This window comes from Mycolicibacter kumamotonensis, assembly GCF_002086285.1.
Lineage (GTDB): Bacteria > Actinomycetota > Actinomycetes > Mycobacteriales > Mycobacteriaceae > Mycobacterium > Mycobacterium kumamotonense.
Genome location: NZ_MVHU01000014.1, coordinates 65,341 through 91,208, shown reverse-complemented (window position 1 = coordinate 91,208; position 25,868 = coordinate 65,341). Strand labels below are relative to the sequence as shown.

Below are 25,868 nucleotides of genomic sequence, written 5' to 3'. Positions count from 1 at the left end.
CACGATGACGACACGGGCCGGCACGTTCTTCCGCCGCTGGCGCGGACGGCCGCTGGAGTCCTACAACACCACCTGGCTGGGGTTCGGGGCGCTGGCCGTGGTGGGTGTCGTGGTGGCCGCGGCGCTGTTCGTCAAGGTGCTCGGCGTCGGCTATACCCGCTACACCGCCGAGTTCGCCCAGGCCGCCGCGCTGGCCCCCGGCAACCCGGTCGTGGTCGCGGGCATCGAGGTGGGCCGGGTGACGAGCATGCGGCTCGCCGGTGACCACGTCGAAGCCGGCCTGGCGGTGCGCAACGACCTCCCCCTGGGCAAGGACACCCGGGCGAAGATCCAGGTGATGACGATCCTCGGGTCGCGGTATCTGAAACTGGAGCCGAACGGTCCCGGCTCGGTGCCCGGCAAGCGAATCGATCTCGCCCACACCGAGGTGCCCTACTCCCTGGAGTCGCTGCTGGAGGACGCCACCACCACGTTCGACGAGGTCGACTCCGACCAGTTCGGGCAATCCCTGGCCGTGCTCGGCCAGCAGATGAGCGGACTTCCGCCGGTGATTCCGCAGGCCATGGCCAATCTGCACGCGCTGTCGAAGATCACCGCCGACCGGCGCGATCAGCTCGGCACCCTGCTCGCCAACACCCAGCGGGTGGCCAACACCCTGCGCAACCAGCAGACGCACCTGGGAACCCTGATCGATCAGGGCCAGGACTTCATCGGGGAACTGGTGGCGCGGCAGAACACCTTTCACGCCATGCTGGCTGCGCTGACCAACCTGACGGCCAATCTGAACAATGTCGTGGTCAACGACCGGTCGATGCTCGATGACATGTTGGTCAACATCCGCACGTTGTCGGACATGCTCGGCGAGCACGACGACCTGTTGCGCAGCCTGATCCAGTCCGCGCCGCCGCCGCTACGGGGTATCACCAACGCCACCGGCTACGGCCCCGGTATCGAGTTCTTCGCCGGAAACGGGATGGCGATCGACTCGTGGATGTGCGCCATCAGCGGGCGCGCCAAGCAGTTCGGCATGATCGAGTACTTCAAGGATTGCAAATGAGCGCGCCCCCGACCGTCGCCGCCGACGATCCGATCGAGGAGCCGGCAGACACCGCCGCGGCGCGGCGCCGCGCAGCGTCGCCGGTCACCCGCACCGGCCGGCGGCGCGTCACGGTGCTGATCTGCGCGCTGATCGCCGGGGCGCTGATCGTGGTCGCCGCGGCCGCCTACTACGTCAAGTCGTTCGGCGGGCACATCACTGTGACGGCCCAATTCGACAGCGCCGCTGGTCTTTACGAAGGCAATGTGGTGGCGGTACTCGGGATGCCGGTGGGCAAGGTCCGCAAGGTCACCCCCAAGGGCGAGTACGTCGAGGCCGAATTCACCGTCGACCGCGGTGTGAAGATCCCCGCCGACGTGCACGCCGTAACCATCAATACCTCGATTCTCACCGCGCGGCAGATCGAGCTGACCCCGGCGTACGCGGGTGGTCCGGTGCTGGCCGACCGCACCACCATCGGGCTGAACCGCACCCGGACACCGGTGGCGTTCGATCGGGTGCTGGACATGCTCGACAAGGTCTCCAAGTCGCTCGGCGGCGACGGCAAGGGCAATGGGCCGGTGGCCGACGTGATCAATGCCGGCGCCGACATCGCCGACGGCAACGGCGAGAAGATCAAGTCGGCACTGAGCGAGTTGTCCCGGGCACTGCGACTCAGCTCCGATCGTGGCGAGGCGACCGGCGACCAGTTGACCAGCATCGTCACCAACCTCAGCTCGCTGATGGACGCGGCGGCACGCAACGACGCCAAGCTGCGTCAATTCGGTTCCACCACACGCCAGTTGAGTCAGATGCTGGCCAACGAGGATTTCGGGACCGGGCGAAACGGCCGCAAGATCAACGAGATCGTCACCCAGGCGACGTCGTTGCTGCAGGCCAACCGGGACAACCTCAAGAAGAGCATCCTGAACGGCGACACCGCCGTGACCACCCTGGTGGAGAAGCAGCGTGACCTGGCGGAGCTCATCAACCTGCTGCCGCTGACCTTGGAGAACCTCTACAACGCCGTCGACACCAACAACGGGGCGGTCCGCCTGCACGCCCTGGTCGACAAGATCCTCGTCGACAGCCAAGCACCAAGGAGCTGTGCAACATGATGCACCTTCGGCAGTTGGGTTGCGGCACGGGAACGTTGGCCGATTACGGTCCCGACTTCGGTCTGACCTATGTTCTCGACGGCCTTTCGATGATGGGGCAGTAGGTATGGTGGCGCGCAAGAACCGGACAGCAAAGGCGGCCATCGCGCTGCTGTGCAGCGCGGCCATCGCGTCGTCGACGGCCGGCTGCGGCGTCAGCGGCCTGGACAGCCTCCCGCTGCCGGCTCCCGGCATCGGCAGCGGGGGCTATCTGATCACCGCGGTGTTCGCCAACGCGTTGAACCTGCCAGGCCACGCCAAGGTGAAGCTCGCCGGTGCCGACATCGGCCAGATGGAGTCGATGGTGGCGCGCAACTACACCGCGGTCACCACCCTGCGCATCATGGACGGCGTCCGGATCCCAGTGGGCAGCACCGCTGAATTGCGGTCGGCGACACCGCTCGGTGACGTGTTCGTGGCGATCAAGCCGCCGGCTCACCTGGACCCCTCGACACCGCTGCTCAAGGGCGGCGATGCCATCGGGCTGGAGTCCACCGCTTCGGCGGCCACCGTGGAGTCGGTCTTGAGCTCGGCGGCGCTGCTGGTGAACGGCGGCGCGGTGCAGAACTTCACCAACATCGTCAACGGCGCCGGGAAGGCGACCGGTGATCAAGGCCAGGCGTTCGGAAAGCTGATCAACCAGTCCAACGAACTACTGGTCAAGCTCAACGCCCGGTCCGGCGAGATCGAGACGGCGCTGCGCGAGACCAGCCAACTCGCCGACCGCCTCGATGCCCGCAGCGCCGCGCTCACCGACGTGCTCACCGCGGCCGGTCCGGCGACCGACACCCTGGTGGACAACACCAGCCAGCTCGCCGACGTGGTCGAGGAACTGGGCGCGACCAGCCGACAGCTGGCCCGGTTCCCGTCGATCGCCGGCACCGACGACTCCGGGCACAGTTTCATCAAGGACGCCAACGTGCTCGCCGGCGCGTGGAATGACGTGGCCACCGACCCCGACACCAGCCTGTACGCGCTGAACCGGCTGATGGCCCCGTTCATCAAGCTGACGGCCGGGTCCGGTGTCGCGGTGCACGCCAGCATCGACCGCCTGGTATGGGGCTCGATGCCCGACGCCGGGTTCAAGGGCGACCCGGCGTTCCACGGCCCGAAGCGCTACGACTGGGCCAAGATGGCCGGCTCGATCAAGTACGCGCTGTGGCGGCTACAAGAACGCGTGGTGGGACGCGGTCCGGATTCCGACATGGGGCAGGCACCGTGGACGGCGGTCGGTCCGCCGATACCTCCGACCCCGGCCGAAGAAGAATCGGCGGCCACCGAGCCTGGCCCGCCGGGGCAGGGGGCGACGCCATGATCGAGGCACTCAGCCGCCGGCTGGTGGCCCTGGTCCGCGCCGGTTATCGGCGCAAGAATCTGCTGTCGGGGGTCGCCCTGGCGATGACCCTGGTGGTGGCGACCGCCTACCTGCTGGTGGGTGCACTGCGGGTCAACCCGACACGGTCGACCTACCAGATCACCATCGCGCTGCCCGATTCCGGCGGACTGCTCACCGACCAGGACGTGTCGGTGCGCGGGGTACCCGTGGGCCGGATCGAGTCGCTGCGGATCACCAGCACCGGCGTCGACGCGGTCGCCAACATCAAGTCGACGGTGAAGATTCCCGCGGCCAGCAAGGTGCGCGTTTCCGGCCTGTCGGCCGCCGGCGAGCAGTACATCGACTTCGAGCCCCTGTCGAACACCGGCCCGTTTTTGACCGGCGGCAGCGTGGTCGCCCGCGATCAGGCCACCACGCCGATTCCGATCTCGCAGCTGCTGGCCGACGCCGACGGCATGCTGGCCCAGACCGACCCGGACAAGCTCGAGCTGGTCAAGAGGGAACTCAGCCTGTCCGCCGAGGGGCCGCGCAAGCTCACCGACATCGTCGACGGCGGCACCTTCTTGCTGTCCACCCTGGATTCGGTGCTGCCGGAGACGGTGCGCCTGTTGAAGACGAGCCGGGTGGTCTTCACCATGCTCAGCGACGTCAACAACGGTCTGGTCGCGACGACGGACAACCTCGACAGGGTGTTCAAAGGCATCACCCCGATGATCGGCGGCTATCACCGGCTGGTCGACCAGGCACCCGGGATGCTGTCCTCGGTCGACGGGCTCTTCGACGACAACTCCGACACCATGGTCGGGCTGCTGGGCAACCTGGTGACGGCCGCACAGTTGCTCTACGTCCGGGTTCCCGCGCTCAATGCGCTGTTCCCGAACTACCGCGGTTCGACGGTGGCGGCACTCGACTCGGCGATCCACGAGAACGGGATGTGGGCGACCGTCGAGATCTACCCGCGCTACACCTGCGACTACGGGACCCCGCGGCGGTCCCCGTCGGCAGCGGACTACCCCGAGCCCTACCTGTACGGTTACTGTCGCGACACCGATCAGTCGGTAATGGTGCGGGGTGCCCACAACGCGCCGCGGCCACCGGGCGACGACACCGCGGGCCCGCCGCCCGGCGCGGATTTGGCGGCGACCACCGACCCGACGCCCAAGGGCCGCTACACGATTCCCACCCCCTATGGCGGCCCGCCACTGTTGATCGACCCGCCCCGCTGATGTTCAAGGAGACACCGCGGTGACCACCGCCGATGAACCCGATAGCGCCGAAGACGTGAAATCGACCGCGCACGAGCCGGAATCGACCGCTGCCGAACAGGCTCCCGAGGACGACGCGAAAGCCGAGACCCCCGAGGCGGTGCCCGTGCCTGCGCCGGCGGCCCCGCGGTCACGGCGGCTGGTACTCGGGGGTGTCGCCGCCGCCTACCTGGTGGTGTTCGGCGTGGCCGGTGGGCTGGGCTGGCAACTGTGGCAGCAGCACCGGATTTCGGCCGCCGGCGCCGCCGCGCAACGGGCCGCGGTGGATTACGCCCAGGTATTGACCAGCATCGACTCCAACAAGGTCGACGATGATTTCGCGGCGGTGCTCAACGGCGCGACCGGCGATTTCAAGGACACCTACACCAAGGCCAGCGTCCAACTGCGTCAGCTGCTGATCGACAACAAGGCTTCGGCGAAGGGCGTCGTGGTGGACTCGGCCGTCCAGTCGCGGTCCACGGACCAGGTGGTGGTGCTGTTGATGGTCAATCAGACGGTCACCAACACCACCCGCCCCGATCCGCGGGTGGACCGCAGCCGGATGCAGATGACCATGCAGAAGGTCGACGGCCGATGGCTGGCGAGCAAAGTCGAACTGCCTTAGGGGGAAGCTATGTGGGCGACCCGGCTACTGACGGGTGCAGCGGCCGCTGCACTGATGGTGTCGGCCGCACCGGCGGCCGGCGCCTCGGCGCCGTCGTTCTGCAGCGGGCTGGGCGGCGCCTGGGACGGGCATTACTGCAGCGCCGACGTGCACTCCGAGCGGCTGGCCACCCGCTATATCCGGATGGCGGTGCCCGGGGACCTGGTCGATCACCCGGTGGCCGGACCGCCGATCCGCGACTACCTGTCGGCGTTGTTCACCAACTGGCGCAGTAAGGGCGCCTCGATGGTCGCCGACAGCTGGGGCAATGAGAACTTCGAGATCTTCCAGCACGGCGACGCGCTGAGTGTGGTCTTTCACGAGGACTACCACTCCGACGGGCCGTACATCAACAACGCCTACCGCACCTTCACCTTCGACATGGCCCGCGGGCGGCAACTGCAGTTGGCCGACATCACCAAGCCCGGCGTGGATCCACTCGCGACGATCCCGCAGCTGGGCGAGCCCTACATCGTCGAGGCACTGGACCGGGCGTTCTGGGAGCATCGGCCCGGTGACTACCCGTTCGTGCCGGAACGCTTCACCCCGGACAAGGTCTTCTCCGGGGGCTACCGGTCGTGGGCGTTGACTCCCGACGAGTTGATCCTGTACATGCCCGACTACCCGGTGAGTCACGATGCTCCGATCCAGTACAACCAGATGCAGTGGTACATGGACGGCGGCAACGTTCAGGCGCACATCCCGCTGGTGGCACTCAGTTCGATCCTGCGCCCCGAATACGGTGGTTCAGCGAGCCCCGACGACGCAGGAGAGGCGACGCCGGGACCGCCGCAACAATAGTGCGGGGTCTGAGCGGGGTCTGAGCGGCGCTTCCCTCTCGAGATTGCACTGGTGCAGGCGATTTCGCGGATTTTCCTGCATGGTTGCAATCTCGCGCGAAGAACGGCGCGTGGAACGCGGCTAGCCGTAGCGGAACAGCAGCAGGCTCACCGCGACCACGGCAGCGGTCAGTGCGATCACCGGCGCCACGACGACACGGGTCAGCGTCGCTGAGACCATGGCCCCGCCGATCATCGTCACAACGACTCCGTAGCGCAGCCTTTCCCGGGCCCCGGTGCCGCCGGCCAGCCTGCTGTCCAACCCGATCCCGGCGATGGTCGAGGTGAGCACCGTGGTGTAGAGCTCCTGGATGCCGAACTGGCGTGCGGTGGAGTTCTGCACGCCGAAGGCCACCGCCAGCCCGACGATCAGGATCAGCTTGCTGGCGTCGTGGTACCGCAGCACCCCGAACCCCGCCAGCGCGGCCAGTATCAGTAGCAGAGCCACCTCGATGCCCAGGGCGGTGGTGACCCAGGTCCGAGGTCGCTGTCCCAGTGCCCGCACCAGGCGACCGCCGATGATCGCACCGAGCAGAAACCCGCCGACCGCCACCGCCGCCGCGGTCAGATCGATGCCGGTGTGGGCGACGAACACGAAGCCCAGAAAGATCGCATTGCCGGTCATGTTCGCGACGAACACCCGCCCGAGCACCAGCACGCTGATCGCGTCGATCAGGCCGGTGGCGAAGGTCAGCAGTAGTAGAGCCACCACCGTGCGCCGTTGCGACAGCGGCGAGGTGACAGCCATGGCTCAGTTCTGGAACCGCGGCGTGAGATCCAGCGAGGTGATCGTCGGCATCCTGGTGACCACCCAGCGATTCTGGTCGCGTTTCATGTACAGCCGGTAGGTCAGGTATTTGATCTGGGGGATGGTCTTGCTCAGCTCGCTGGTCGCCGAGGTGTTGGTGTAGATCAGCACGGTGGCCTCGTCGCCGTCCAGGGATTCCACTGCGGCGCCGACGATCTCGGTGCTGTCGGTGACCTTGGCCTGCTTGTTGCTCTCGGCGATCGCGGCGATGAACTTGCGGTATTGGGCTTCCAGGTCGCCGCTGAGGTAGACCGCCGCCCGATCCGGGAGCGTGTCCATGTTCTCCGGCGTGTAGTTCCACAGCGTGTGGATCGCTCGGGCCGCGGTCCGGGCGATGTCGAGTTTGGTGGCCACCTCCGCGCGGTCGGCGAGGTACGGCTGGGAGGCGGCGGCGGCGAAACCGGCGGAGCCGATGAACAGCGCGACGGCCAGCGCACCCGCCACTCGCAGGCCGATTCGCCTGCGGGCACGCGGCTTTGCGTCGTCGCCGCCGGTTTCGGCGGCGTCGTCAGTGTCACCGGTGCCGGTTTCGTCCTCGTCGGGTTCGCTGCTCTCGTCGTGGTCCAGGTCGATCGGACCGTCCTCGGTCTCGGAGGACGTCTCGGTCACAGCACCTGGTTCAGATTGCTGATCTTCCACTGGTCCCCTTCCTTCTGTGCCGTCAGCAGCCAGCGCGATGCGGCACTGACATCCTGCTTACCGTCCGGTGACTTGCCGGTGTTCTCGACGGCCACCAACACGTTCGCGCTGCCGTCGTCGTTCCACCGCTCGACCCCGGCCCCGGTCACCGTCCCGGTGGTCCGTTCGCTACGGGCGACAGCGAGCAGGATCCGGTTGGCCTTGTCCTGGCACTCCTTTTCGAAGTCTCCGGTCGCGTGCGCCAGCACCTCGGCCAGATAGTCGTTGGCGTGGAACGGATCCGGCGAGGTGAACATGGCCATGAAGGACTGCACCTCGCCGAGCACCTCGACGTCTCTCATCGCCGCCCGATGGTGTGACGCATGCGAGGTCAGCACCAGCGCGCACACCGTGATCGCCGCGGCCGCCAGCGTCACGGCGGCCCCCAGTGCGGTGGCCAGCGCCCGATTCGGCACGCCTCGCTCGACGAACAGCGGCCGGTCTTCGGGACCGATCCGGCGCCGCGGGCTCATTTCCCCTCCTCGGCGGGCAGCGGTCGGCTGACCACGGTGAGGTCGTCGACGAGCCAGTCCCCCGCCGTCTTCGCGAACGTGACCCGCACGGTGGCGCTGATCAGGCGCTCCTTGCCGGACTCCCCGCGTTGCCCCTGCAGGAACAGCAGCATCGTCGCCCGATGCGACGTCGCATCCAGCACGGCGGCATCGGCAACCCGGTAGTAGTTCGGCGTCGGCTTACCGCCGCGGATCGCATCCTGCTGCGGCACCAGTTGCTCACGGTATTTCGGGGTCGCCAGGGACTGGGCCCGGGCGAAATCGTCCTGCAGCGACTCCGGATCGTAGGACAGCATGTCCGCGACGATCTTCGGGCCCTGCCGGGAAACCTCGGTTCGCGCTACGTCCGACGCGTGCTCGGGCCGGAACACCACGAAGTAGCCGGCCGCGGCGGCGACGACGCTCAGGGCGGCCGCCGCTCCGAACACCGCGGCGGTCCTGACCCGGATGCCCGCCGGGGGCTGTCGCGTGCCGGCCGGGCGTACCTCGGTGCGCGCCAGGATGTCCGCGAAGGTGCGCCCCCGCTTGTCGCGCAGCGGCCAGAGCCAGCCGGCGAACACCGGTGCGGTGTCGAGCAGATGCGCCACGTCGCGCAGCAGCAGCCGCACAGCGCCGACAGCCTCGGTCTTCTCGCCGCCGCGCACCACCTCGATTCCGCGCAACGCGCGCCCCAGGGTCCACCCGGTGATCGCCGGCGCCAGCGTCCGGTTGGCCGCGGTCGCCAGGATCGCCAGGCCGGCCACCGACACCGCGATCCACCACCACACCCCGCCGGGCGGGAAGGCCAGCGCTGCCAGTGCCATCGCCGACACCACGATCACGCCGGGCAGCAGGTCGACTCCCAGCGCGGCCGCGCGGGCCCGCCACCCGGCCGGCCGGGCCGGCGGCACCTCGGTTACTGCGTCGGTCACCTGGCCACCTGGTCGAGTCTGCCGATCCGGTACTGGCCGTCCTCGCGGACCATCTGGGCCCGCAGCCGGTAGCCGACCTCCTTGCCCTGGGTCTCGACGTTGTCGACCTTGACCCGGAAGGCCACCAGCACGTCGACCGAGCCGTCGGGATTGTTCCGCTCGACCGCGGCACCCATCTCGGTGAGCTCGATGTGCACCTTGGCCGCTCGATACGCCTGGACGAAGATCTCCGCGAAATAAGTGGCCTGGGTTCGGAATTCTCCCGCGGCGCAGTCGAGGATCGTCTGCTGCGCCAAGGCGATATCGGCACTGTCGGGCGCCTGGGTAGCCAACACGCAGTGCTTGGCCGCCGCGATCGCCTCCGCGTTGTCACGCGCCATGGCCTGGCTCGCGGCGTGATCCCGCAGCCCCAGGTATCCCGCGGTCGCTAGACCCGCGGCCAGCACGACCAGCACGACACACAGGGCGACCAGGTGGCGACGCCCGAGGCGGGACTGCCCCGACCCGGCGTCTGCCACATCGGTCGATGCCGGCTCCGTCGTCGCGGTGTCTGCTGCGGTGTCCTCGTCCGTCGTGTCTGCGGTCTCGGCGGTTTCTGCGGTCTGCTGCTCCCCGTCCGGACTCACCGGAACGGTGCCAGCATCCCCTTCCATGCGTCGTCTCCTATGTTGGTCGAGTTCTCGACGGAGTATTCGACGCCGTCCGGCCCCACCGCCTGGCCACTCTGTGGATTGTAGATTGCAGCGGGACCCCCACCCGGTGTGTAGATGCAGGGGTTCGGTTGTTGCCCGTTGCACTGCACGCTACCGGTACCCGGCCGGGTCAGCGGGTCGTTCAGCGGCGGCGGCGTCGGGGGCACCATATCCGCCGGTAGCGGGTTGAGGCCGGTGTTGATCGACGGCGCCGGGATCACGTGGCCGGGTTCGACGGGCTGGTCACAGCGCGCCCCCAGTGCCGGGCAGTTGCGGATCTGGTTCGGGTCGCCGTACCAGGGGTTGGTGCCCAGCGGGATGTAGGGCTTGTCGCTGCGGCATTCCTTCGGCGTCGGGGCCCGCTTGCCCGGCACGTCGACACACGGGATGTTGCGGACGCCGCGCACGTTGTTCGACGGCGTGTCCTGCGGAATCCGGCAGGAGACGTCGGGGAGGTCGGCGGGACTGGTGTCGGCGAACGCCCGCCACTCCGATGCCGGCAGGTAGCCGGTCAGACACGGCGGCGGGTAGCCCAGGCTCAGGCCCGGAATCGGGATCGGGAAAACCGGGCCCGGGAAGGCCCCGAGTGCCACGTCTATTGATGCGCGCCCCGGGAACGTCGAGCTGACCGTCTGGACGATGGAACCGGCCTGCGGCAGGAACACCAACACCTGTTCAATGTTGCGGTTGTAGCGCTTGGCCATCTCGGTCAGGATCGCCGCGTTCGCCATCATCTGCGGCAGGCTGTCCTTGGAGTCGCTGAACACCGTGTGCACCTGGTCGATCAGCGGCGGCAGCTCGTTGAGGATGTGCTTGGCCGTCTCGTCCCGGCTCGCGGCCTGGCCGCTGAGCAGGTTGAGGTTGCGCGCCCACTGCATGATCGCGTCGCCCGACTGGACCTGGCTTTCGATGATCGGGGCCGACCTGTCGATGATGTCGTCGATGTCGCCGAGGTTGGCCTTGAGGTCGCCGGCGATCGCCTGGGTCGAGTCGACCAGCCGTTGCAGTGCCGGCCCCAGCCCGCCGACGGCCGTCGCCGTCTCGTCGAGGACCGCGCTGATCTTGCCGGTCGGCAGCGCGGCCAGGCCACGGTTGGCGGCGTCGAGGGCCGGACCGATCGCCGACGGCACCGTGCCCTCGGTGATCGTCTGGCCCTTCTTCAGGTACTGGCCGGGGTTTCCCGTCGAGACCAGATCCAGGTACTGCTCACCGATCGCCGACACCGAATGCACGTTTGCCGTCGCATCGACCGGGATCTTGTACTTGTCGGAGATCTGCATCGTCGCCTGCGCGCCCGTCTCGGTCGGCTCGACGGCGGTGACCCTGCCGATGATGGTGCCGCGGTAGGTGACGTTGGCGGTCTTGTACAGGCCGCCCGCCTCGGGCAGGTTCGCCTTGAGGGTGTACTGGCCGAGGCCGGCCAGGCTCGGCAGCCGCAGGTAGTACACGCCCAGCACCGCCAGCGCGGCGACGGTCAGGACAGTGAAGATCATCAGCTGCCGTTTGATCTGAGGTGTCAGCAATTCCGGTCAGCCCTTTCCACATACGGACCGCCGGGAGCGGTGGCGGGGTTCGGGGTGTACCGGACGTCCGGGATCATCTTCTCCGGATCGTGGCCGAAGGACTGTTCGAGCGCCCGCAGCATCCCCGAGAACCCGGTGCCGGTCAGGATCGCGTTGTCGATCGACGCGTAGGTCAGGTCCACGACCAGCGAGGAGTTGATGAAGTCGCCTCGCACCGCCTTGAAGGCACCGTCGACGTGGTACGGCGCGGTGATCATGACCTGCAACAGGTCGGGAATGTACGGCGACGCCTTCCGGAGCTCACGCGCCGGGCACTGCATCGACGTCAGCACCTTGTGCAGGTCGGACCGGATCGGGGCGATCTGTTCGTTGGTCGCCCGGCCCATCTGGCCGAGTCCGTCGATGGCGTCGATGAAGATCTGCTGCTGGGCGTTGAAGTACTCGAACAGCGGCGGGAAGTCGGTCAGCACCCGATCGATGGCGTCGTTGTGCGCGGCGAAGTAACTCAGCAGGCGGTTGCTGGAGTCGATGGCATGGGTGATGTCGTCCCGCTGCTCGTTGAGCGAGACGATGAACGTGTCCAGCTTGTTCAGGAAGGCCCGGATCTGCTCGGCACGGCCACCCACCACCGCGTTGAATTCGGTGGTGATGGTCTCCAGGTCGGACAAGCCGCCCCGGTGCAGCAGCAAGGAGATTCCGGCGAGCGTCCGCTCGATCGTCGGGAACGACGACGAATTGTTCAGCCCGATCGTGTCGCCGTCCTTGAGCTCCCCTTCCGGGTTCGGCGGCGACGAGAGTTCGATGTGCTGAGACCCCAACAGGCTGGTCTGCCCGATCTTCGCCGTGGCGTTGCGCGGCAGATGGACGTCCTTGTTGAGCTTGAGCTTCAGGGTCGCGACCCAGTTCTTCAACTCGATCTGGTCGACCGCGCCGACGAACACGTCCGCGACCAGAACCCGGCTGTTGCCGCTGAGCGCGAGGGTGTCCGGAACCTGCACGTAGACGGTGTAGGAACCGGCGCCGCTGCCGGGCCCGCCCGGAAGCGGAACGTTGGCGATACCGCGCCAGTCCCGGCACGAGGTCAGCGTCAGCGCCACCATCAGCAGCACCAGGGCCTGCCAACCCCGCCGGCTGACCGTCTTCATCGCTGTTGTCCGTCTCATCAGCCCTCACCTCGCGGGGGAAGCGGTGCCACCGGGCCCGGGATCACGTTGGGTCCCGGCGGGGGCGGCGGGATCGGAGCCACCCCGGGCGGCTGGCCGACGAACGGCAGCGGACCGGGAGCCTCGTCGTAGGCGTTCGGCGGCCCGGGCGGGGTCTGGTACTGGGACTGGATCGGCGCCGGATCCGGACCGCCCATCAACTGCGCCAGGGACTCCGGCGTCAACAGCCGCTCGGTGTCGTGGCCGGGTTGCACACCCTGCATCCCGGGTGCGGTGATCCATCCCGGCTGGGAGTTCTTGTGCGACAGCGGTGTGTCCGGAACCCAGATCCCCGGGACGGTGGTGTCCTTATATCCCGGCGGCGGCTGCAGCCGAGGCTCGGAGTAGGCGATCTGCTTGGGCGTGGTGTAGGCGCTCGTCCAGATGTTGATACCGAACGGCAGGTAGTTGAACTTGATCGCGTCGGCAACCGGGGCGAGATACTCCGCACACAGTTCGGCCGAGTCCTGGTAGCCCAGCCGGCTACCGGCCTGGATCGCGCTGCAGATGAACTGCATCGGGTTGGCGAAGCTCGGCAGCACCGGGAAACCGGTGACCGCGCCCTGGGCGGGGTGGTAGATCTCGCCCGCCCCGGCCAACACGTTCGGCAGCACGTGCAACGCGGTCTCGAAGCCCTCCAGCGGGTCCGGCTGCGTGATGGCCGTGGTCACCTGGGCGAGGTTGTCGATGCTCTTGACCAGCGGCTCCTGGTTCTGGTTCAAGAACGCCCGGATGATCGTCATGGTGGCGTAGAACTGGTCGGCGGCATGCGCGAGGGCCTGATCGGTGCTGGTCAGGTTGCTGGTGAACCTGGCTAGATCCCGGTTCAGCGCGACGAACTGCTGATCGTTGTGGTCCAGCGCCCGGACGAACAGGGCCAGGCTCCGGGTCACGGCGTAGAAATCCCCGCGGCCCTTGTTCAGCGCGGTCAGCGCATCCGAGAGGCTGCTGAACGTCGTGTTGAGCTGCTCGCCCTTGCCGGCCAGGCTGTCGGCGAAGGTCTCGATCGCTTCGCCGATCGGTCCCTTCGGCTGCTCCTTGGTCGGGCCCAGCTTGGTGATGATGTTGGTGACGTCGTTGCGCAGCGTGTCCCACTCGACCGGAACCTCGGTGCGTTCCTCGGGGATCACCGCGTTGTCGGCCAGCACCGGGCCGCCCCGGTAGGGCGGCTCCAGCTGAATGTTGCGCGAGGCCACCAGGGTCGGGTTCAGGATGATCGCCTTGGCGTCAGCCGGCACCTTGTACTTGTTCTTGTAGTGCAGGGTGACCTTCATCTTGTCGCCGGCCGGCTCGATCTTGTCGATCGCACCCACCCGCACGCCCATGATCTGGACCGCGTCACCGGGGTAGAGCGCATCGGTCTCCGGGAAGTAGGCGACCACGGTATTGCTGGTGAGCTTGCGGAACAGTTGCAGGCCGCCGAAGCCGGCCAGCAACGCCACCACCAGCAACGCGGAACCCACGATGACCGTCGCACGCGACATCTGGGGCAGTCGCACGTTGCGGATGTCGAAAGCGGTACTCACGTCCGGCTACCTCCCTTCCAGCGAGCCGCCGCCGCCGCCCGGCTGACTGTTTCCGCCTTCACCGGGTGTGATGAATGGCGCCGGCAATTGGTTGCCCGGACCGGGCGGTGCCGGCGGGCCGGGCTGCCGGGGTGCCGGCGGAGGCGCCGCACCCGGGTTGGCCGGAGCGGGACCGGGCATCGGGCCCATCGGTTCGGAGCGGGCCCCGGGGTTGGCGTCGGGCATCGGTACCGGAGTGCCCGGCACCACCGGCGGTGTCTCGCCTGGCCGACCGGCGATCGGAATCCCCGGCGTCGACGGCAAGCCGTCCGGGTTCGGCGGCGAGACCAGCACGTCGGTCGGGCCCGGGTACGGTCCGCTCGGGCCGAACGGTCCCGCGTTCGGGTCCAGGTTCGCGCAGGGCAGCGGGTTGCCCGGAGTCGGGAACAGTCCGGCCGCCGGCGCGTACGAGCACGGCGAACCCGGCGCGACCGCCGGTCCGGGGTGCTCGGGCGTGCCCTCGATCACCTGCGGCGCGGGCGGCGGTGCACCGTTGGCGAACCGGGTCCCGTTGGGGTCGGGGTAGCGGAACTCCGGCAGGCCGGCGTTGCGCCAGAACTCCTCCGGGGAGATGCCGCGCTTCTTGAACGCCGCGTCGACCCACGGTTGCAGAATCCAGAACGGGATCACGTTGAGCGCCGAGACCTTGAAGTACGGTCCCGAGGCGATCGTGTCGTTGACGATCGTCAGGTAGCGGCCCAAGGTCGTCAGGATGTCGCGCAGCTCGTCTTGGCGCCTGGCCAGCATCGAGGTGATGTTCTGGGCCTCTTCGAATACGTGGTGCAGATCCAGGCCCGGGTTGTCCTTGACCAGGCCCTGCACTTGTTCACCGAAGTAGGCGATGTTGCCCAGCAGCGCCGAGATGGCCTGACTGCGCTGGTTGAACGCCGCCACCAGGGTTTGGGTGTTGCGCAGCACCGCGTCGATCTGGCCGCTGCGGTCGCCCATCACGGCGGCGATCTGGTTGGCCTGGGCCAACAGATGGGTGATCTCGTCGTCGCGCTTGCCGATGGTGTCGGAGAACTTGGCGACGCCGTCGAGCGCGGCGCTCAGGTCGGGGGCGGTCTCCTCGACGGTTTCGGAGAGCACCTTCAGCGACCGCTTGACGGTGTCGATGTCCCAGCCGCCGGCGGCCTTGGTGACGTCGAAGACCGCGTCGTAGAGCTGGTAGGGCGTGGTGCTCTGTCCCAGCGGCAGCACCCCCTGCGGCGCTACCCTCTTCTCCCCCTTGGGATCGATCGCCAAGACCTTGCGGCCCAGGATGGTATCGGTCTTCACCCCGATCTGGCTGTCCGTGCCGATCGGGTGGGCGCCCACGGAGAACCGCACCAGGACGTGATCGCCCTGGATGGACAGGCTCTGCACTTTGCCGACGTCCACGCCCGCGATACGGACCTTGTCTCCCGGGCTGAGCCCGCCGGTGTCGGAGAGCTCGCCGAAGTAGCTGGGCTCGGCGAACAGCATCGGCACCGAGGTGAAGCTCTGCCCCACCAGTGTCACCAGCGCGACCGTGATGATGCCGATCACGCCGATCCGTGCCCGGTTGGGCGGTTCCAGGGTCCTCACTGGGGCGTGCACCTCCCGGTCGGCTGCTGCCAGAGCCGGACGTTGCGCACCGGTCCGCCGGGCTGCAGGCCCGGAAGCTTGATGGTCGCGTCGCAGATGTAGAAGTTGAAGAAGTCACCGTAGACGCCGGTTCGGCCGATGAGCTTCAGCGCCTTCGGGATCCGCTCCAACAGACCCTCGACGTCGGCCATGCGGTCCGGAGGCTCGGGGCCCGCCACCGGGAAGATGCTGTGCAGCTGCGGACGGTTGTCGGCCAGCAGGTCGGCCAGATTGCCGGCGGCGTTACCGAATTCGGCGGTGCCGAAGGCCAGGCCGCTGCGGTGGTCGTTGAGCCCCTTGACCAGCTTGTCGAAGTTGTCCACGGTCTCGTCGAACGTCTTGCGGTGTCGGACCGCGGTGTCCAGCACCGTGTTGAGGTTCTTGACCACCTCGCCGATCGCGGCGTCGCGGTCGGCGATGTGCGCGGTCAGCTGCGCGGTCTGCTGCAGGATGTCGTTGATGGTCCCGCCCTGTCCCTGGAAGACGGTGACGATCGACGAGGCGATCGTGTTGATCTTGTCGGGATCCAGCGCCCGGAACACCGGCTTGAAACCACCGATCAGCGCGTCGAGATCGAGCGCGGGCTGGGTGCGAGAGGCCGGAATGAACCCGCCAGCGGGCAGCCGCTGATCCGCACCCTCACCTTCACCCCGCTTGAGCTCCAGGTAGCGGTTACCGATGAGGTCGTCGTAACGGATCTGCGCGGTGGTCGACTGGTACAGCGGCAGTGAACGGTCGACGTTGAAATCCACCACGACCCGCCGTCCGCCGTCGACCAGGCGGACCTTTTTGACCTTGCCGATCTCCACCCCGGAGGCGCGGACGAACTGGCCCTGGCGCAGGCCGCTGGCATTGGTGAATTCGGCGGAGTAGCTGGCCGTCCGGTCGAACCGGACCTGGCCGAACACCACGACCAAGCCGACCGTGAAGAGCAGCAGCACCGTGCCGACGATGCCGAGTTTGACTGCAGTCCTGGTGATGTTCATGGGTTGATCGTGTTATCCCCGACTTGGCGGCCCCAGACGTAATCGATGGCCCAGGGCGATCCGACCTCGAAATGGTTGTACGGTGCTTGGCTGACGCCGGTGTCGGCGACCAGGTACGGCGCCGGCCAGAAATCGTGGGTGATCTCCTGCCAGCAGCCCGGTGCCCCGCCTGGCCCGCCGCGGGCGTTGTAGCGCGGCAGGTTGTCCGGGTAGATGTAGGGGTTGGCCGGGCTGACCAGCTCACTGACGGTGTCGAGCGCGTAACCGTCTCCACCACCGAGGAATTCGTACACCTTTGGCGCCCCCTCGGCGAGATTGCGGATGGCACAGAACAGTTCCGGGCTGTACTCGTCCAGCAGTGCCGACACCGGAACCAGGTCGGAGAACACGGCCCGCAGGTAGGGCCCGAAGCGGTCGGTGATGTCGGCACCGAGGTTGCCCACGCCGGCCGCGCCCAGCAGTGCGGCGTCCAGTTGCTTCTGCTGCGTGGTGATCGTCTTCACCGTGGTGGGCGAGGTCTCCAGGAAGCCGACCAGATCCGGCGCGCCGTCGGCGTAGACGTCGCCGAGGGTCGCGAAGCCCTTGAGGTCGCGCCGGAACGAGGGCATCCGGGCGTTGACGTCGTCGAGGATCGCATTGCCGTTGACCAGGGATTCGCCGAACTTGTTCCCGAGGCCGGTCAGCGCCTCCGCGGCGGCGTGCAACGTGAGGTTCAGCTTGACCGGGTCCACGCTCTCGGAAAGCTTGGTCACCGTCTCGAACAAGGTGTTGAGTTCCGTCGTCACCGACGTCGCGATGATGTGCTTGGTGGTGATGCGTTGCGGGGTCGGGTTTTCCGGCGCGGTCAGCGCCACGTACTTGTTGCCGAACAACGTCGTCGCCATGATGTTGGCCTCGACGTTGGACGGGATCAGCTTGATGTAGTCCGGGTTCACGTCGAGGGTGAACTTGGCGGCCGGCTTGTTCTCGTACTCCGTCGGGGTGATAGCGGACACCCGCCCGATCTGCACCCCGTTGTAGGTCACGGGTCCACCCGGATCCATCACCAGGCCGGCCCGGGGCGCCACCATGGTCAGCGACGTCGTTTTGGTGAACGCCCCGCGGAACTGGCCGTACACCAGGCCGGTGACGAGCAGCAGGACGGCGACGGTCACCACGCCCGCGATGCGATAGGGCGGGGTCTGCGATTTGTTCTGTCTCCCAGTTGCCATCGCCATCACATCGTCAAGTTGAAGTTGGGGTCGACGCCGTAGAGCGCCAACGCGGCGAACAAGACGACTGTCGGCACAGAGATCAGCGAGAGTCGCATCGACTGGCCCACCGCGGCGCCCACACCGACCGGGCCGCCACTGGCGTTGAACCCGTAATAGCAGTGCGTCACCATCACCACCACCGCGATCAAGATGGTCTCCATGAACGACCAGAACACGTCGTCGGGGCGCAGGAAGGTTCGGAAGTAGTGGTCGTAGGTGCCCGACGACTGTCCGAAGAACAGCGTCGTGACGATCTGCGGTGAGGCGAACGCCATGATCAGCGCTAGCGCGTACAGCGGGATGATCACGGTGAAGCCGGCCACCACGCGGGTCGACACCAGGTAGGAGATGGAGTTGATCCCCATCACCTCGAGCGCGTCGATCTCCTCGCTGATCCGCATCGCGCCGAGTTCGGCGGTGGCTCCCGCGCCGACCGTCGCGGCCAGGGCGATGCCGGCGTTGACCGGGCCGACCACCCGGACGTTGACCAGCGCCGCGGCGAAACCGGTGTAGGTCTCCACGCCGATGTTGCCCAGCGAGGTGAAGCCCTGGATGGCGATCAGTGAGCCGCCGGCCAGCATCACGAAGCCCATGATGGCCACGGTGCCGCCGATCACCGCCATCGCGCCGGTGCCCATGCCCAATTCGGCGATGAGGCGCAGCGACTCCCTGCGGTATCGGCGCAGCGCCCACGGGATCTGCCGCATCGCCGTCAGGAAGAACCAGCCCATCTGGCCGCTCTTGTCGAGCGAACGCCCGGCCGCCCCGACGTAGCGGTGATAGTTCGCGATCAGCCCGGGAAACCGGGCCCGCAGCACTGCCGATGTCGACATGTCAGGTCCCCGTTCCGAACTTCACGCCGATCGTGGTCAGCACCACGTTCACGGCGAACAGCGCGAGCACGCACAACACGACCGTCTCGTTCACGGCCGTACCGAGCCCTTTCGACCCGCCGCGAACAGTAAGACCCCGATAACAACCAACCAAGCCTGCGATAAGTCCGAAGACGCTGGCTTTGACCGTCGAGATGACCACCTCGGGCAGGCCGGTCAGCAACGTCAGCGTGGACAGGTAGGCGCCACCGGACACGTTCTGCAGGTACACCCCGAACAGGAATCCGCCGAACAGGCCGATGACGATCACCAGCGCGTTGAGCAACAGTGCGACCACGGTGGCCGCGATCACCCGCGGCACCACCAGGCGATGGATCGGGTCGATGCCGAGCACCTCCATCGCGTCGATCTCCTCGCGGATGGTGCGCGCGCCCAGGTCCGCGCAGATCGCGGTCGAACCCGCGCCGGCCACCACCAGCACGGTGACCAGCGGACCCAGCTGGGTGACGGCCGCGATGCCGGCGCCGGCACCCGATACGTCGGCAGCGCCGAACTGGGCCAACAGGATATTCAGCGTGAAGACCAGGAGCACGGTCAGCGGGATCGCGACCGCGATGGTCGGCACCAGGGCGACGCTGGTGATGAACCAGCCCTGCTGGAGCGTCTCGCGCCACTGGAACGGCGGCAGGAACAGGGCCCGCGCGGTCAGCGCACACATCCGGAAAAATCCGCCGACCATCACCAGCGGCGGTAGCAGCCGATCACGGGCGAAATCAGCCAGGCGGGGACGCGTAGGAGCTGTCACAACACCCCCCTCCCCAGGGACCCCGCGTCACGACGCAGCCAGGGATCGCGTCGCACAGTGTGTCTCCCGTCCGTCCATGTCTTGTACGAGACCCGCGTCACCCTAGCGGCCCAACGTGCCGTTGGCGACCATCGGACCATACCTGATGGCTCCGTGAGAGTGGCGTCGATTCGGTGCATCGTACGCAGGTTTCCTACCGGAGAGTAATGTGCCGCCACCTCGATGTCATGGTCTAGGCGGTATCGGTGGCGGCTGCGACGGAGGCCGAGCCGGGGGCGCTACCGTAGCGGACCCGCAGCTCGGTCTTGAGCACCTTGCCGGCCGGATTCCGCGGCAGCGCATCGACGATCTCCAAGCCCTTGGGGTGCTTATAACGTGCCAGTCGCTCGCTCAGATAGTCCTCGAGATCGGCCAGTGCCAGATCGGCCCGGGTGACCGCGGCGACCGCGATCGGAACCTCCCCCCACCGCTCGTGCGGGCGGCCGATCACGGCGACCTCGGCGATGTCGGGATGACCGGCCAGGACGTTCTCCACCTCGGCGCAGTACACGTTCTCGCCGCCGGAGATGATCATGTCCTTCTTGCGGTCGACCACCCAGACGTAGCCTTCGTCGTCCATCCGGACCAGGTCCCCGGAGTGGAACCACCCGCCGGCGAAGGCCTCGGCGGTGGCCTGCGGGTTGTTCCAGTAGCCGCTCATCAAAGTGGGCGCCCGATAGACGATCTCACCGACCTCACCGACGGCGACGTCGTTCATGTTCTCGTCGACCACCCGCGCGGCGACGGTCGGGATGACCGTGCCGACCGAGCCGAGTTTGCGGACGGCGTCCTCGCCGAGCAGCATGCAGGTGACCGGCGACATCTCGGTCTGCCCGAACGCCGCCAAAATCTTGGTGCCCGGAAAGGTCTCCGCCATCTGCCGCAGCAGCGCATCGGAGGCCGGCGCCGCGCCCCAGGACATGGTCCGCAATCGGATGTCGCGCGGGTTGGCTTGTTGCTCAGCGCAGACCGCCTGCCACTGCGCCGGCACCAGGAAGATGCCGGTGACCTTCTCGGCGGCCAGCACGTCGAGCAGTTGGCCGGCGTTGAATGCGCCCAGCGCATTGATCACCGTCGGGATACCCAGCCACATCCCCGGCAGCAGGTTGCCGACGCCGGCGATGTGGAAGAACGGCACCCCGATGAACGCGACGTCGCCCGTACCGGTGCCGGCGGTGTAGAGCGCGGTCATGGCCTGGCCGGTGAGGTTGGTGTGGGTGAGCACCGCACCCTTGGGCCGGCCGGTGGTTCCCGAGGTGTACATGATCAGGGCCGGCGAATCGTTGGGGATGTCCACCGGCTGATGCGGTTCGCCGGACTCCGCGATCAGGTCCTCGTAGGCGGTCATGCCCGCGGCCTCACCGCCCTCGCCGGGTCCATGCGGCGGTCCCAGCTTCGCCTCTCCTCCGTCGAGCCTCGCTGAACCGCCGGCCACCACCAGGTTCTCCACCAGCGCGGTCAGCTCGCGCACGCCGAGGGCCACCGGCAGCAGCGCCGTCTCGGTGATCAATACCCGCGCCTCGCAGTCGGTGACCAGATAGGCGAGCTCGGGCGGGGTGAGCCGGAAGTTCACCGGGACGGCGATCGCGCCCAGCATGTTCGCGGCCAGCACCGCCTCGACGAACTCGGTGCGGTTGAGCATCAGGATCATCACCCGGTCGCCGGCGCCGACACCGCGGCGGCTCAGGGCGTCGGCCAGCGCGCCGACCCTTTTCCGCAGCTGCGCCCACGTCGTGGTCCGGCCCAGGAACCGCAGCGCCGTGGCGTCGGGCTGCATCAGCGCGTGCCGGTCCAGTTGGTTGACCCAGTTCTGGCGCCGGGCCCGATAGGGCTGCTCAGCGGGATCGGCGGCCGGGCGGGTCAATTCGACCCTCCCGCCGCCAGTTCCTCAGCGCGCCGCTTGAGATTCTCGGCCAGGTAGTCCAGGACGTTGCTGAAGGCCTTCTTGACCATCGGCTTGGGCATCGCCATCTCGGTCTCGACGTCCATGTCGACGGTGAGCAGCGAAGTGGCGCCGATCTCGACCACCGAGAACAGCTGCTCCTGCTTGCTGAACAGGTCGCCCTGCTGCAGCACGGTCTGGATCTGGGTGGCGCTGGGGTAGTACACCGCCTGGATGAAGGTGCCGTCGAAGCCGGAGTACGAGGCGTCCAGGCGCAGCTGGCTGGGCCGGCCGTCGTCGTAGCGGGCCAGCACCCACAATCCTTTGACCTCGTCGTTCCACTGCGGGTACGCCTCGAAGTCGGCGACGATCCCCATGATGGTGGCGGCGTCGGCGGCGACTTCGACGGTCTTGCTCACGAGCGGCATTGGGCGAGCATATCCATCGTGGCGGTCTGCCCGCCGAGACCGACGTTTTGCAGGCCTGCTCTCGCGCTTTGTCTGCAAAACGCCGGTTTCGCGTCAGACTTGGGCGGTGGCCAGCAGTGCCCGGATGCCGTCGGGGATCGGCACCGGCCGCCGGGTGCTGCGGTCGACGTAGACGTGCACCCAGTGCCCGAGCGCGGCCGGCGGGGCCGGGTCTGCCGCTATATCGGGGGCCCGGAACAGCGCGAGCCGGTAGGTGACGCTGCTGCGCCCCAGCCGGGTGACCGCCAGCCCGACCGCCAGCCGGTCCGGGAAGGCCAGTTCGCCCAGGAAACGGCAGCCCGACTCGGCCACCACCCCCAGCTCCGGCATGCCGACCGGATCGACGTCGGGGGCGTTGGCGGCGATCCACCCGTTGATCGCGGTGTCGAACAGCTGGTAGTACACCGCGTTGTTGAGATGGCCGAACATGTCGTTGTCGGCCCACCGGGTCAGCACCGGCCAGTGCACCGGAAAGTCCTGGCTGGTCAATCCTTCCGGGGCGGGCGGGACCGCGGCGTTCATGGTTGTATTCCAGCATGGTTGCCATCCGCGGCGCGGTGCTGGAGCGGATCGGGGCGCCACGACCGTATGCCCGGTCTCGGCCGATCACGGTGAGCGAGCTGGAGCTGGAACCGCCGGGGCCGGGGGAACTGCTGGTCCGGGTGGAAGCCGCCGGGGTCTGCCATTCCGATCTGTCGGTGGTGGACGGCAACCGGGTGCGGCCGGTGCCGATGCTGCTCGGCCACGAAGCGGCCGGCATCGTCGAGGCGATCGGCGACGGTGTCCACCTCGCGCCCGGGCAGCGGGTGGTGCTGACCTTCCTGCCCCGGTGCGGGCAGTGCCCGGCGTGCGCCACGGAGGGCCTGACCCCCTGCGAGCCGGGCAGCGCGGCCAACGGCGCGGGCACCCTGCTCGACGGCGGCATCCGGCTGCACCGGGCCGGGCAGCCGGTCTTCCACCATCTCGGTGTCTCCGGGTTTGCCACCCATGCGGTGGTCAGCGCGACCAGCGCCGTGCCGGTACCCGAGGACGTGCCGCCGTCGGTGGCGGCGTTGCTGGGATGCGCGGTGCTGACCGGCGGCGGCGCGGTGCTCAACGTGGCTCGCCCGGTGGCCGGACAGACGGTGGCCGTGGTGGGGCTCGGTGGCGTCGGCATGGCGGCGGTGCTGACCGTGCTGGCGCACGACGGTATCGACGTGATCGCGATCGACCAACTGCCCGAGAAGCTCGCGGCGGCCAGCGGTCTGGGCGTGCGACGCACCTACACGCCACAGCAGGCCGTCGACGCCGGCGTGCGCGCACCGATGGTGATCGAGGCGGTCGGGCATCCGGCCGCGCTGCAGACCGCGATCGATCTGACCGCCCCCGGGGGCCGCACCATCACCGTCGGCCTGCCCGCACCCGATGCCCGGATCAGCCTGTCCCCGCTGGGCTTGGTGGCCGAAGGCCGGTCGCTGATCGGCAGCTATCTCGGGTCGTCGGTGCCCGCCCGGGACATCCCGAAGTTCGTCGCGCTGTGGCGGGCCGGCCGGCTGCCGGTCCAGCAGCTGGTGTCGGCGACCATCACCCTCGACGACATCAACGAGGCGATGGACCGGTTGGCCGACGGCACCGCGGTGCGCCAGGTCATCACGTTCTGACCGGGTCGGGTTCAAACACGAAGTCGGTGGCCCGGAAGCGGCGGGTCATCGCCCAGAAGGCGCCGGCGCTGCGCGGCCACTGGGTGACCACCCGGCCGTTGGCCGCCCGGAAATAATTGCTGCACCGCGTCGTCCATACCGTGCCCTGCATCCAGCGGTCGATCTTGGCGACGAACGCGGCGAGCGCGGCGGGCCGCACCGCGACATAGGTCTTGCGCCGGCGCCGCAAATGTTTGAGCACCCGGACGATGTAGCGCGCTTGGGCTTCCAGCACGAAGATGACGCTGTTGGAGCCGACGTTGGTGTTGGGTCCGTAGAGCATGAAGAAGTTGGGGAACCCCGGCATCGCCATGCCCAGGTAGGCGCACGGTCCATCGCGCCACGCCTCCCGCAGACTGGCGCCCTCGCCGACCACCTCGATCTGGCCCAGGTAGTCCGTAGCGGCGTACCCGGTGGCGCAGACCACCACGTCGACATCGCACTCGGTGCCGTCCTCGGTGACCAGGGAGCGCGAGCGCAGGGCCTTGGCCGGGCTGGTCACCACCTCGACGTTGGGCCGATTCAGCGCGGGCAGGTAGTCCGAGGAGAAGACCAGCCGTTTGCAGCCCAACGGGTGATCGGGGGTCAGCGCGTCGCGGAGCCGTTGGTCGGTGACGGCGTGGTCCAACAGCTTTCGTGCGGTAGCGGTGAACTCTGCCGTCTTATCGCTGCCGTTCTCGATCACCGAGATGTTCGCCTCGCTGCGCAGCCACAGCCGCATCCGGTACAGCCGCTTGGCCAGCGGGACGCGGGTGAACACCCAGCGTTCGCGCGGAGTGTAGGAACGATCCGGTTTGGGCAGGATCCAGGTCGGCGACCGCTGCACCGAATAGACCTTCTCGGCGACCCGGGCCAACTCCGGCACCAGTTGCGCCGCGGTGGAACCCGTTCCGAGCACGGCGATTCGGGCGCCGTCGAGTCGCACCGAGTGATCCCAGCGCGCCGAGTGCATGACGGTGCCGGTGAACGGCTGCTCCTCGGCCAGGTCGGGCAGCACCGGCTGGGTGAACAGGCCGACCGCCGACACCACGACGTCGTACCGGTGCTCGTTGCCGTCGGTGGTGGTCAGACACCATTGGCGTCGGGCGTGTTCCCACACCGCGGAGCGGATCTCGGTGCGCAGCATCAGGTGCGGCTGCAGACCGTGATCGGTGGCGCAGCGTTCGAAGTAGGCCAGGATCTCGGGTTGCTTCGACCACTGCCGCGACCAGTGCGGGTTCAGGTCGAAGGAATAGGAGTACAGGTGCGATTTGACGTCGCACGCCAGCCCCGGATAGGTGTTGATCCGCCAGGTGCCGCCGACGCCGTCCTCCCGGTCGAAGATGGTGAAATCGGTGAAGCCCGCGCGCCGCAACAGGATTCCCAGCGCCAGCCCGCCCGGCCCGGCACCGATGATGCCGATGCTCATCGAATCTGGAGGCATTGACCGCCGTCCACGATGAGTTCGGCGCCGGTGATGAACGACGCCGCGTCAGACACCAGGAAGGCGACCGCGTCGGCCACCTCGCGGGGCCGGCCGATCCGTCCGGTCATGGCCACCGCGGCAAGCCGCTGCTGGGTGGTGTCGTCGAGCATCGGGGTGGCGATCGGCCCGGGAAAGACCGCGTTGACCCGGATCCCGGCCGGGCCGAGCTCGGCGGCGACGGTCTGAGTCAGCCCGCGCAACGCCCACTTCGACGACCCGTAGGCGCTGTGCTGCGGAAACGGGCGGATCGCCCCGGTGCTGCAGGTGTTCACGATGGCGGCACCCCCGGCGCCGGCTGCCGCGCGCAGTTGCGCGAGCGCCGCCCGGATCCCCAGGAACGGCCCGAGGCAGTTGACCCGCCAGGCGTTTTCGAAGCCGTCCGGCGTTTCGTCGGCGATCGCCGCCCGGTGCAGGGTGCCGGCATTGTTGATCAGGGTGGTCAACGCCCCGAAGCGTGCCACGGTTGCCGCCACCGCGGCATCCCACTGCGTCGGGGAGGTCACGTCGAGCGGAATGCCGATCACCGCATCATCGGCACCGGTGGGCCCCTCGGCCAGGGCGGCGGCCAGCTCCGCTTCGTCGCCGTCGCAGGCGGCGACGGCGAACCCGTCGGCGCGCAGCCGTTCCACGATCGCCCGCCCCTGGCCGCGGGCGGCGCCGGTGACCAGGGCGACCCGTGCGCGCATC

24 protein-coding genes and 1 pseudogene are annotated in these 25,868 nt (G+C 68.1%); 7 read left to right on the top strand and 18 right to left on the bottom strand.

All coding sequences use genetic code 11. The annotated features are described in order from the left end of the window. The first annotated feature begins 4 nt into the window (after positions 1–4). The 6 genes and pseudogenes from BST28_RS11495 to BST28_RS11470 all read left to right on the top strand — a co-directional run bounded on the left by BST28_RS11495 (position 5) and on the right by BST28_RS11470 (position 6,238). Positions 5–1,057, top strand: coding sequence for an MCE family protein (locus tag BST28_RS11495; RefSeq protein WP_019735781.1), 1,053 nt, complete (start codon positions 5–7; stop codon positions 1,055–1,057). Between the two features lie 116 nt (positions 1,058–1,173). Next, a pseudogene (locus tag BST28_RS11490) lies at positions 1,174–2,258 on the top strand (MCE family protein). A 2-nt stretch (positions 2,259–2,260) separates the two neighbouring features. Next, the gene (locus BST28_RS11485; RefSeq protein ID WP_019735782.1) at positions 2,261–3,508 is read left to right on the top strand and encodes an MCE family protein; all 1,248 of its coding nucleotides are present in this window, start codon (positions 2,261–2,263) and stop codon (positions 3,506–3,508) included. Beyond that, positions 3,505–4,755, top strand: a complete 1,251-nt coding sequence (locus BST28_RS11480) for an MlaD family protein (protein ID WP_019735783.1) — start codon at positions 3,505–3,507, stop codon at positions 4,753–4,755. The genes BST28_RS11485 and BST28_RS11480 overlap by 4 nt, the downstream gene beginning before the upstream one ends. Positions 4,756–4,810: 55 nt before the next feature. Then, positions 4,811–5,398 carry an Rv1363c family protein gene (locus tag BST28_RS11475; RefSeq protein ID WP_029248933.1) on the top strand — a complete coding sequence of 196 codons (588 nt, stop codon included), beginning with the start codon at positions 4,811–4,813 and terminating at the stop codon, positions 5,396–5,398. Between the two features lie 9 nt (positions 5,399–5,407). Continuing rightward, positions 5,408–6,238, top strand: coding sequence for a mannan-binding protein (locus tag BST28_RS11470; RefSeq protein ID WP_019735785.1), 831 nt, complete (start codon positions 5,408–5,410; stop codon positions 6,236–6,238). Between the two features lie 120 nt (positions 6,239–6,358). On the opposite strand, the gene BST28_RS11465 is transcribed toward BST28_RS11470, so the two are convergent. The 16 genes from BST28_RS11465 to BST28_RS11390 all read right to left on the bottom strand — a co-directional run bounded on the left by BST28_RS11465 (position 6,359) and on the right by BST28_RS11390 (position 22,559). Further along, positions 6,359–7,024, bottom strand: coding sequence for a YoaK family protein (locus BST28_RS11465; protein ID WP_043335568.1), 666 nt, complete (start codon positions 7,022–7,024; stop codon positions 6,359–6,361). A 3-nt stretch (positions 7,025–7,027) separates the two neighbouring features. After that, positions 7,028–7,723 (bottom strand): hypothetical protein, encoded by a 696-nt coding sequence (locus BST28_RS11460; protein ID WP_029248935.1) that lies wholly within the window; start codon positions 7,721–7,723, stop codon positions 7,028–7,030. Beyond that, a complete protein-coding gene (locus BST28_RS11455) occupies positions 7,690–8,235 on the bottom strand; it encodes an Rv1363c family protein (protein ID WP_019735787.1) in 546 nt (181 codons plus the stop codon). Before BST28_RS11455 ends, BST28_RS11460 begins: the two co-directional genes overlap by 34 nt. Next, positions 8,232–9,185 carry an RDD family protein gene (locus BST28_RS11450; protein ID WP_019735788.1) on the bottom strand — a complete coding sequence of 318 codons (954 nt, stop codon included), beginning with the start codon at positions 9,183–9,185 and terminating at the stop codon, positions 8,232–8,234. The genes BST28_RS11455 and BST28_RS11450 overlap by 4 nt, the downstream gene beginning before the upstream one ends. Next, a complete protein-coding gene (locus BST28_RS11445) occupies positions 9,182–9,838 on the bottom strand; it encodes an Rv1363c family protein (protein WP_029248936.1) in 657 nt (218 codons plus the stop codon). The genes BST28_RS11450 and BST28_RS11445 overlap by 4 nt, the downstream gene beginning before the upstream one ends. Beyond that, a complete protein-coding gene (locus BST28_RS11440; RefSeq protein WP_083081094.1) occupies positions 9,808–11,400 on the bottom strand; it encodes an MCE family protein in 1,593 nt (530 codons plus the stop codon). Before BST28_RS11440 ends, BST28_RS11445 begins: the two co-directional genes overlap by 31 nt. Then, positions 11,394–12,545, bottom strand: coding sequence for an MCE family protein (locus BST28_RS11435; protein WP_019735791.1), 1,152 nt, complete (start codon positions 12,543–12,545; stop codon positions 11,394–11,396). The genes BST28_RS11440 and BST28_RS11435 overlap by 7 nt, the downstream gene beginning before the upstream one ends. A 17-nt stretch (positions 12,546–12,562) precedes the next feature. Continuing rightward, on the bottom strand, positions 12,563–14,128 hold the full coding sequence (locus BST28_RS11430; protein WP_083081091.1) for a virulence factor Mce family protein: 1,566 nt from the start codon (positions 14,126–14,128) through the stop codon (positions 12,563–12,565). Positions 14,129–14,134: 6 nt separating this feature from the next. Beyond that, on the bottom strand, positions 14,135–15,733 hold the full coding sequence (locus tag BST28_RS11425) for an MCE family protein (protein ID WP_083081088.1): 1,599 nt from the start codon (positions 15,731–15,733) through the stop codon (positions 14,135–14,137). Then, complete coding sequence (locus BST28_RS11420; protein ID WP_019737000.1) at positions 15,730–16,758, bottom strand: MCE family protein; 1,029 nt, start codon at positions 16,756–16,758, stop codon at positions 15,730–15,732. Before BST28_RS11420 ends, BST28_RS11425 begins: the two co-directional genes overlap by 4 nt. Further along, positions 16,755–17,969, bottom strand: a complete 1,215-nt coding sequence (locus BST28_RS11415) for an MCE family protein (protein ID WP_083081127.1) — start codon at positions 17,967–17,969, stop codon at positions 16,755–16,757. Before BST28_RS11415 ends, BST28_RS11420 begins: the two co-directional genes overlap by 4 nt. A 5-nt stretch (positions 17,970–17,974) precedes the next feature. Next, a complete protein-coding gene (locus BST28_RS11410) occupies positions 17,975–18,844 on the bottom strand; it encodes an ABC transporter permease (protein WP_029249190.1) in 870 nt (289 codons plus the stop codon). Between the two features lies 1 nt (position 18,845). Further along, on the bottom strand, positions 18,846–19,583 hold the full coding sequence (locus BST28_RS11405; RefSeq protein ID WP_019736997.1) for an MlaE family ABC transporter permease: 738 nt from the start codon (positions 19,581–19,583) through the stop codon (positions 18,846–18,848). Positions 19,584–19,881: 298 nt separating this feature from the next. Next, entirely contained in the window at positions 19,882–21,552 is a 1,671-nt protein-coding gene (gene fadD5, locus BST28_RS11400) for a fatty-acid--CoA ligase FadD5 (RefSeq protein WP_083081085.1), read from the bottom strand. Continuing rightward, the gene (locus tag BST28_RS11395; RefSeq protein ID WP_083081082.1) at positions 21,549–21,998 is read right to left on the bottom strand and encodes an SRPBCC family protein; all 450 of its coding nucleotides are present in this window, start codon (positions 21,996–21,998) and stop codon (positions 21,549–21,551) included. The genes fadD5 and BST28_RS11395 overlap by 4 nt, the downstream gene beginning before the upstream one ends. Before the next feature lie 93 nt (positions 21,999–22,091). Beyond that, complete coding sequence (locus BST28_RS11390; RefSeq protein WP_083081079.1) at positions 22,092–22,559, bottom strand: acyl-CoA thioesterase; 468 nt, start codon at positions 22,557–22,559, stop codon at positions 22,092–22,094. Between the two features lie 14 nt (positions 22,560–22,573). Between BST28_RS11390 and BST28_RS11385 the strand changes: the two genes are divergently transcribed. Continuing rightward, positions 22,574–23,677 carry an alcohol dehydrogenase catalytic domain-containing protein gene (locus tag BST28_RS11385; RefSeq protein WP_083081076.1) on the top strand — a complete coding sequence of 368 codons (1,104 nt, stop codon included), beginning with the start codon at positions 22,574–22,576 and terminating at the stop codon, positions 23,675–23,677. Here the strand turns inward: BST28_RS11385 and BST28_RS11380 are convergent. Beyond that, positions 23,667–25,124 carry a flavin-containing monooxygenase gene (locus BST28_RS11380; protein WP_420093437.1) on the bottom strand — a complete coding sequence of 486 codons (1,458 nt, stop codon included), beginning with the start codon at positions 25,122–25,124 and terminating at the stop codon, positions 23,667–23,669. The two genes, BST28_RS11385 and BST28_RS11380, sit on opposite strands and share 11 nt — an antisense overlap. Next, positions 25,121–25,867, bottom strand: coding sequence for an SDR family NAD(P)-dependent oxidoreductase (locus BST28_RS11375; protein ID WP_083081070.1), 747 nt, complete (start codon positions 25,865–25,867; stop codon positions 25,121–25,123). The genes BST28_RS11380 and BST28_RS11375 overlap by 4 nt, the downstream gene beginning before the upstream one ends. Position 25,868 lies beyond the last annotated feature (1 nt).

Excerpts from the sequence above, each read along its gene's own strand:
- BST28_RS11385 (WP_083081076.1), top strand. The coding sequence starts at position 22,574 with ATGGTTGCCATCCGCGGCGCGGTGCTGGAGCGGATCGGGGCGCCACGA.
- BST28_RS11485 (WP_019735782.1), top strand. The coding sequence starts at position 2,261 with ATGGTGGCGCGCAAGAACCGGACAGCAAAGGCGGCCATCGCGCTGCTG.
- BST28_RS11470 (WP_019735785.1), top strand. The coding sequence starts at position 5,408 with ATGTGGGCGACCCGGCTACTGACGGGTGCAGCGGCCGCTGCACTGATG.
- BST28_RS11420 (WP_019737000.1), bottom strand. The coding sequence starts at position 16,758 with ATGAACATCACCAGGACTGCAGTCAAACTCGGCATCGTCGGCACGGTG.
- BST28_RS11495 (WP_019735781.1), top strand. The coding sequence starts at position 5 with ATGACGACACGGGCCGGCACGTTCTTCCGCCGCTGGCGCGGACGGCCG.
- BST28_RS11480 (WP_019735783.1), top strand. The coding sequence starts at position 3,505 with ATGATCGAGGCACTCAGCCGCCGGCTGGTGGCCCTGGTCCGCGCCGGT.
- BST28_RS11415 (WP_083081127.1), bottom strand. The coding sequence starts at position 17,969 with ATGGCAACTGGGAGACAGAACAAATCGCAGACCCCGCCCTATCGCATC.
- BST28_RS11410 (WP_029249190.1), bottom strand. The coding sequence starts at position 18,844 with ATGTCGACATCGGCAGTGCTGCGGGCCCGGTTTCCCGGGCTGATCGCG.
- BST28_RS11375 (WP_083081070.1), bottom strand. The coding sequence starts at position 25,867 with ATGCGCGCACGGGTCGCCCTGGTCACCGGCGCCGCCCGCGGCCAGGGG.
- BST28_RS11445 (WP_029248936.1), bottom strand. The coding sequence starts at position 9,838 with ATGGAAGGGGATGCTGGCACCGTTCCGGTGAGTCCGGACGGGGAGCAG.
- BST28_RS11405 (WP_019736997.1), bottom strand. The coding sequence starts at position 19,583 with ATGGTCGGCGGATTTTTCCGGATGTGTGCGCTGACCGCGCGGGCCCTG.
- BST28_RS11395 (WP_083081082.1), bottom strand. The coding sequence starts at position 21,998 with ATGCCGCTCGTGAGCAAGACCGTCGAAGTCGCCGCCGACGCCGCCACC.
- BST28_RS11455 (WP_019735787.1), bottom strand. The coding sequence starts at position 8,235 with ATGAGCCCGCGGCGCCGGATCGGTCCCGAAGACCGGCCGCTGTTCGTC.
- BST28_RS11390 (WP_083081079.1), bottom strand. The coding sequence starts at position 22,559 with ATGAACGCCGCGGTCCCGCCCGCCCCGGAAGGATTGACCAGCCAGGAC.
- BST28_RS11465 (WP_043335568.1), bottom strand. The coding sequence starts at position 7,024 with ATGGCTGTCACCTCGCCGCTGTCGCAACGGCGCACGGTGGTGGCTCTA.
- BST28_RS11380 (WP_420093437.1), bottom strand. The coding sequence starts at position 25,124 with ATGAGCATCGGCATCATCGGTGCCGGGCCGGGCGGGCTGGCGCTGGGA.
- BST28_RS11435 (WP_019735791.1), bottom strand. The coding sequence starts at position 12,545 with ATGAAGACGGTCAGCCGGCGGGGTTGGCAGGCCCTGGTGCTGCTGATG.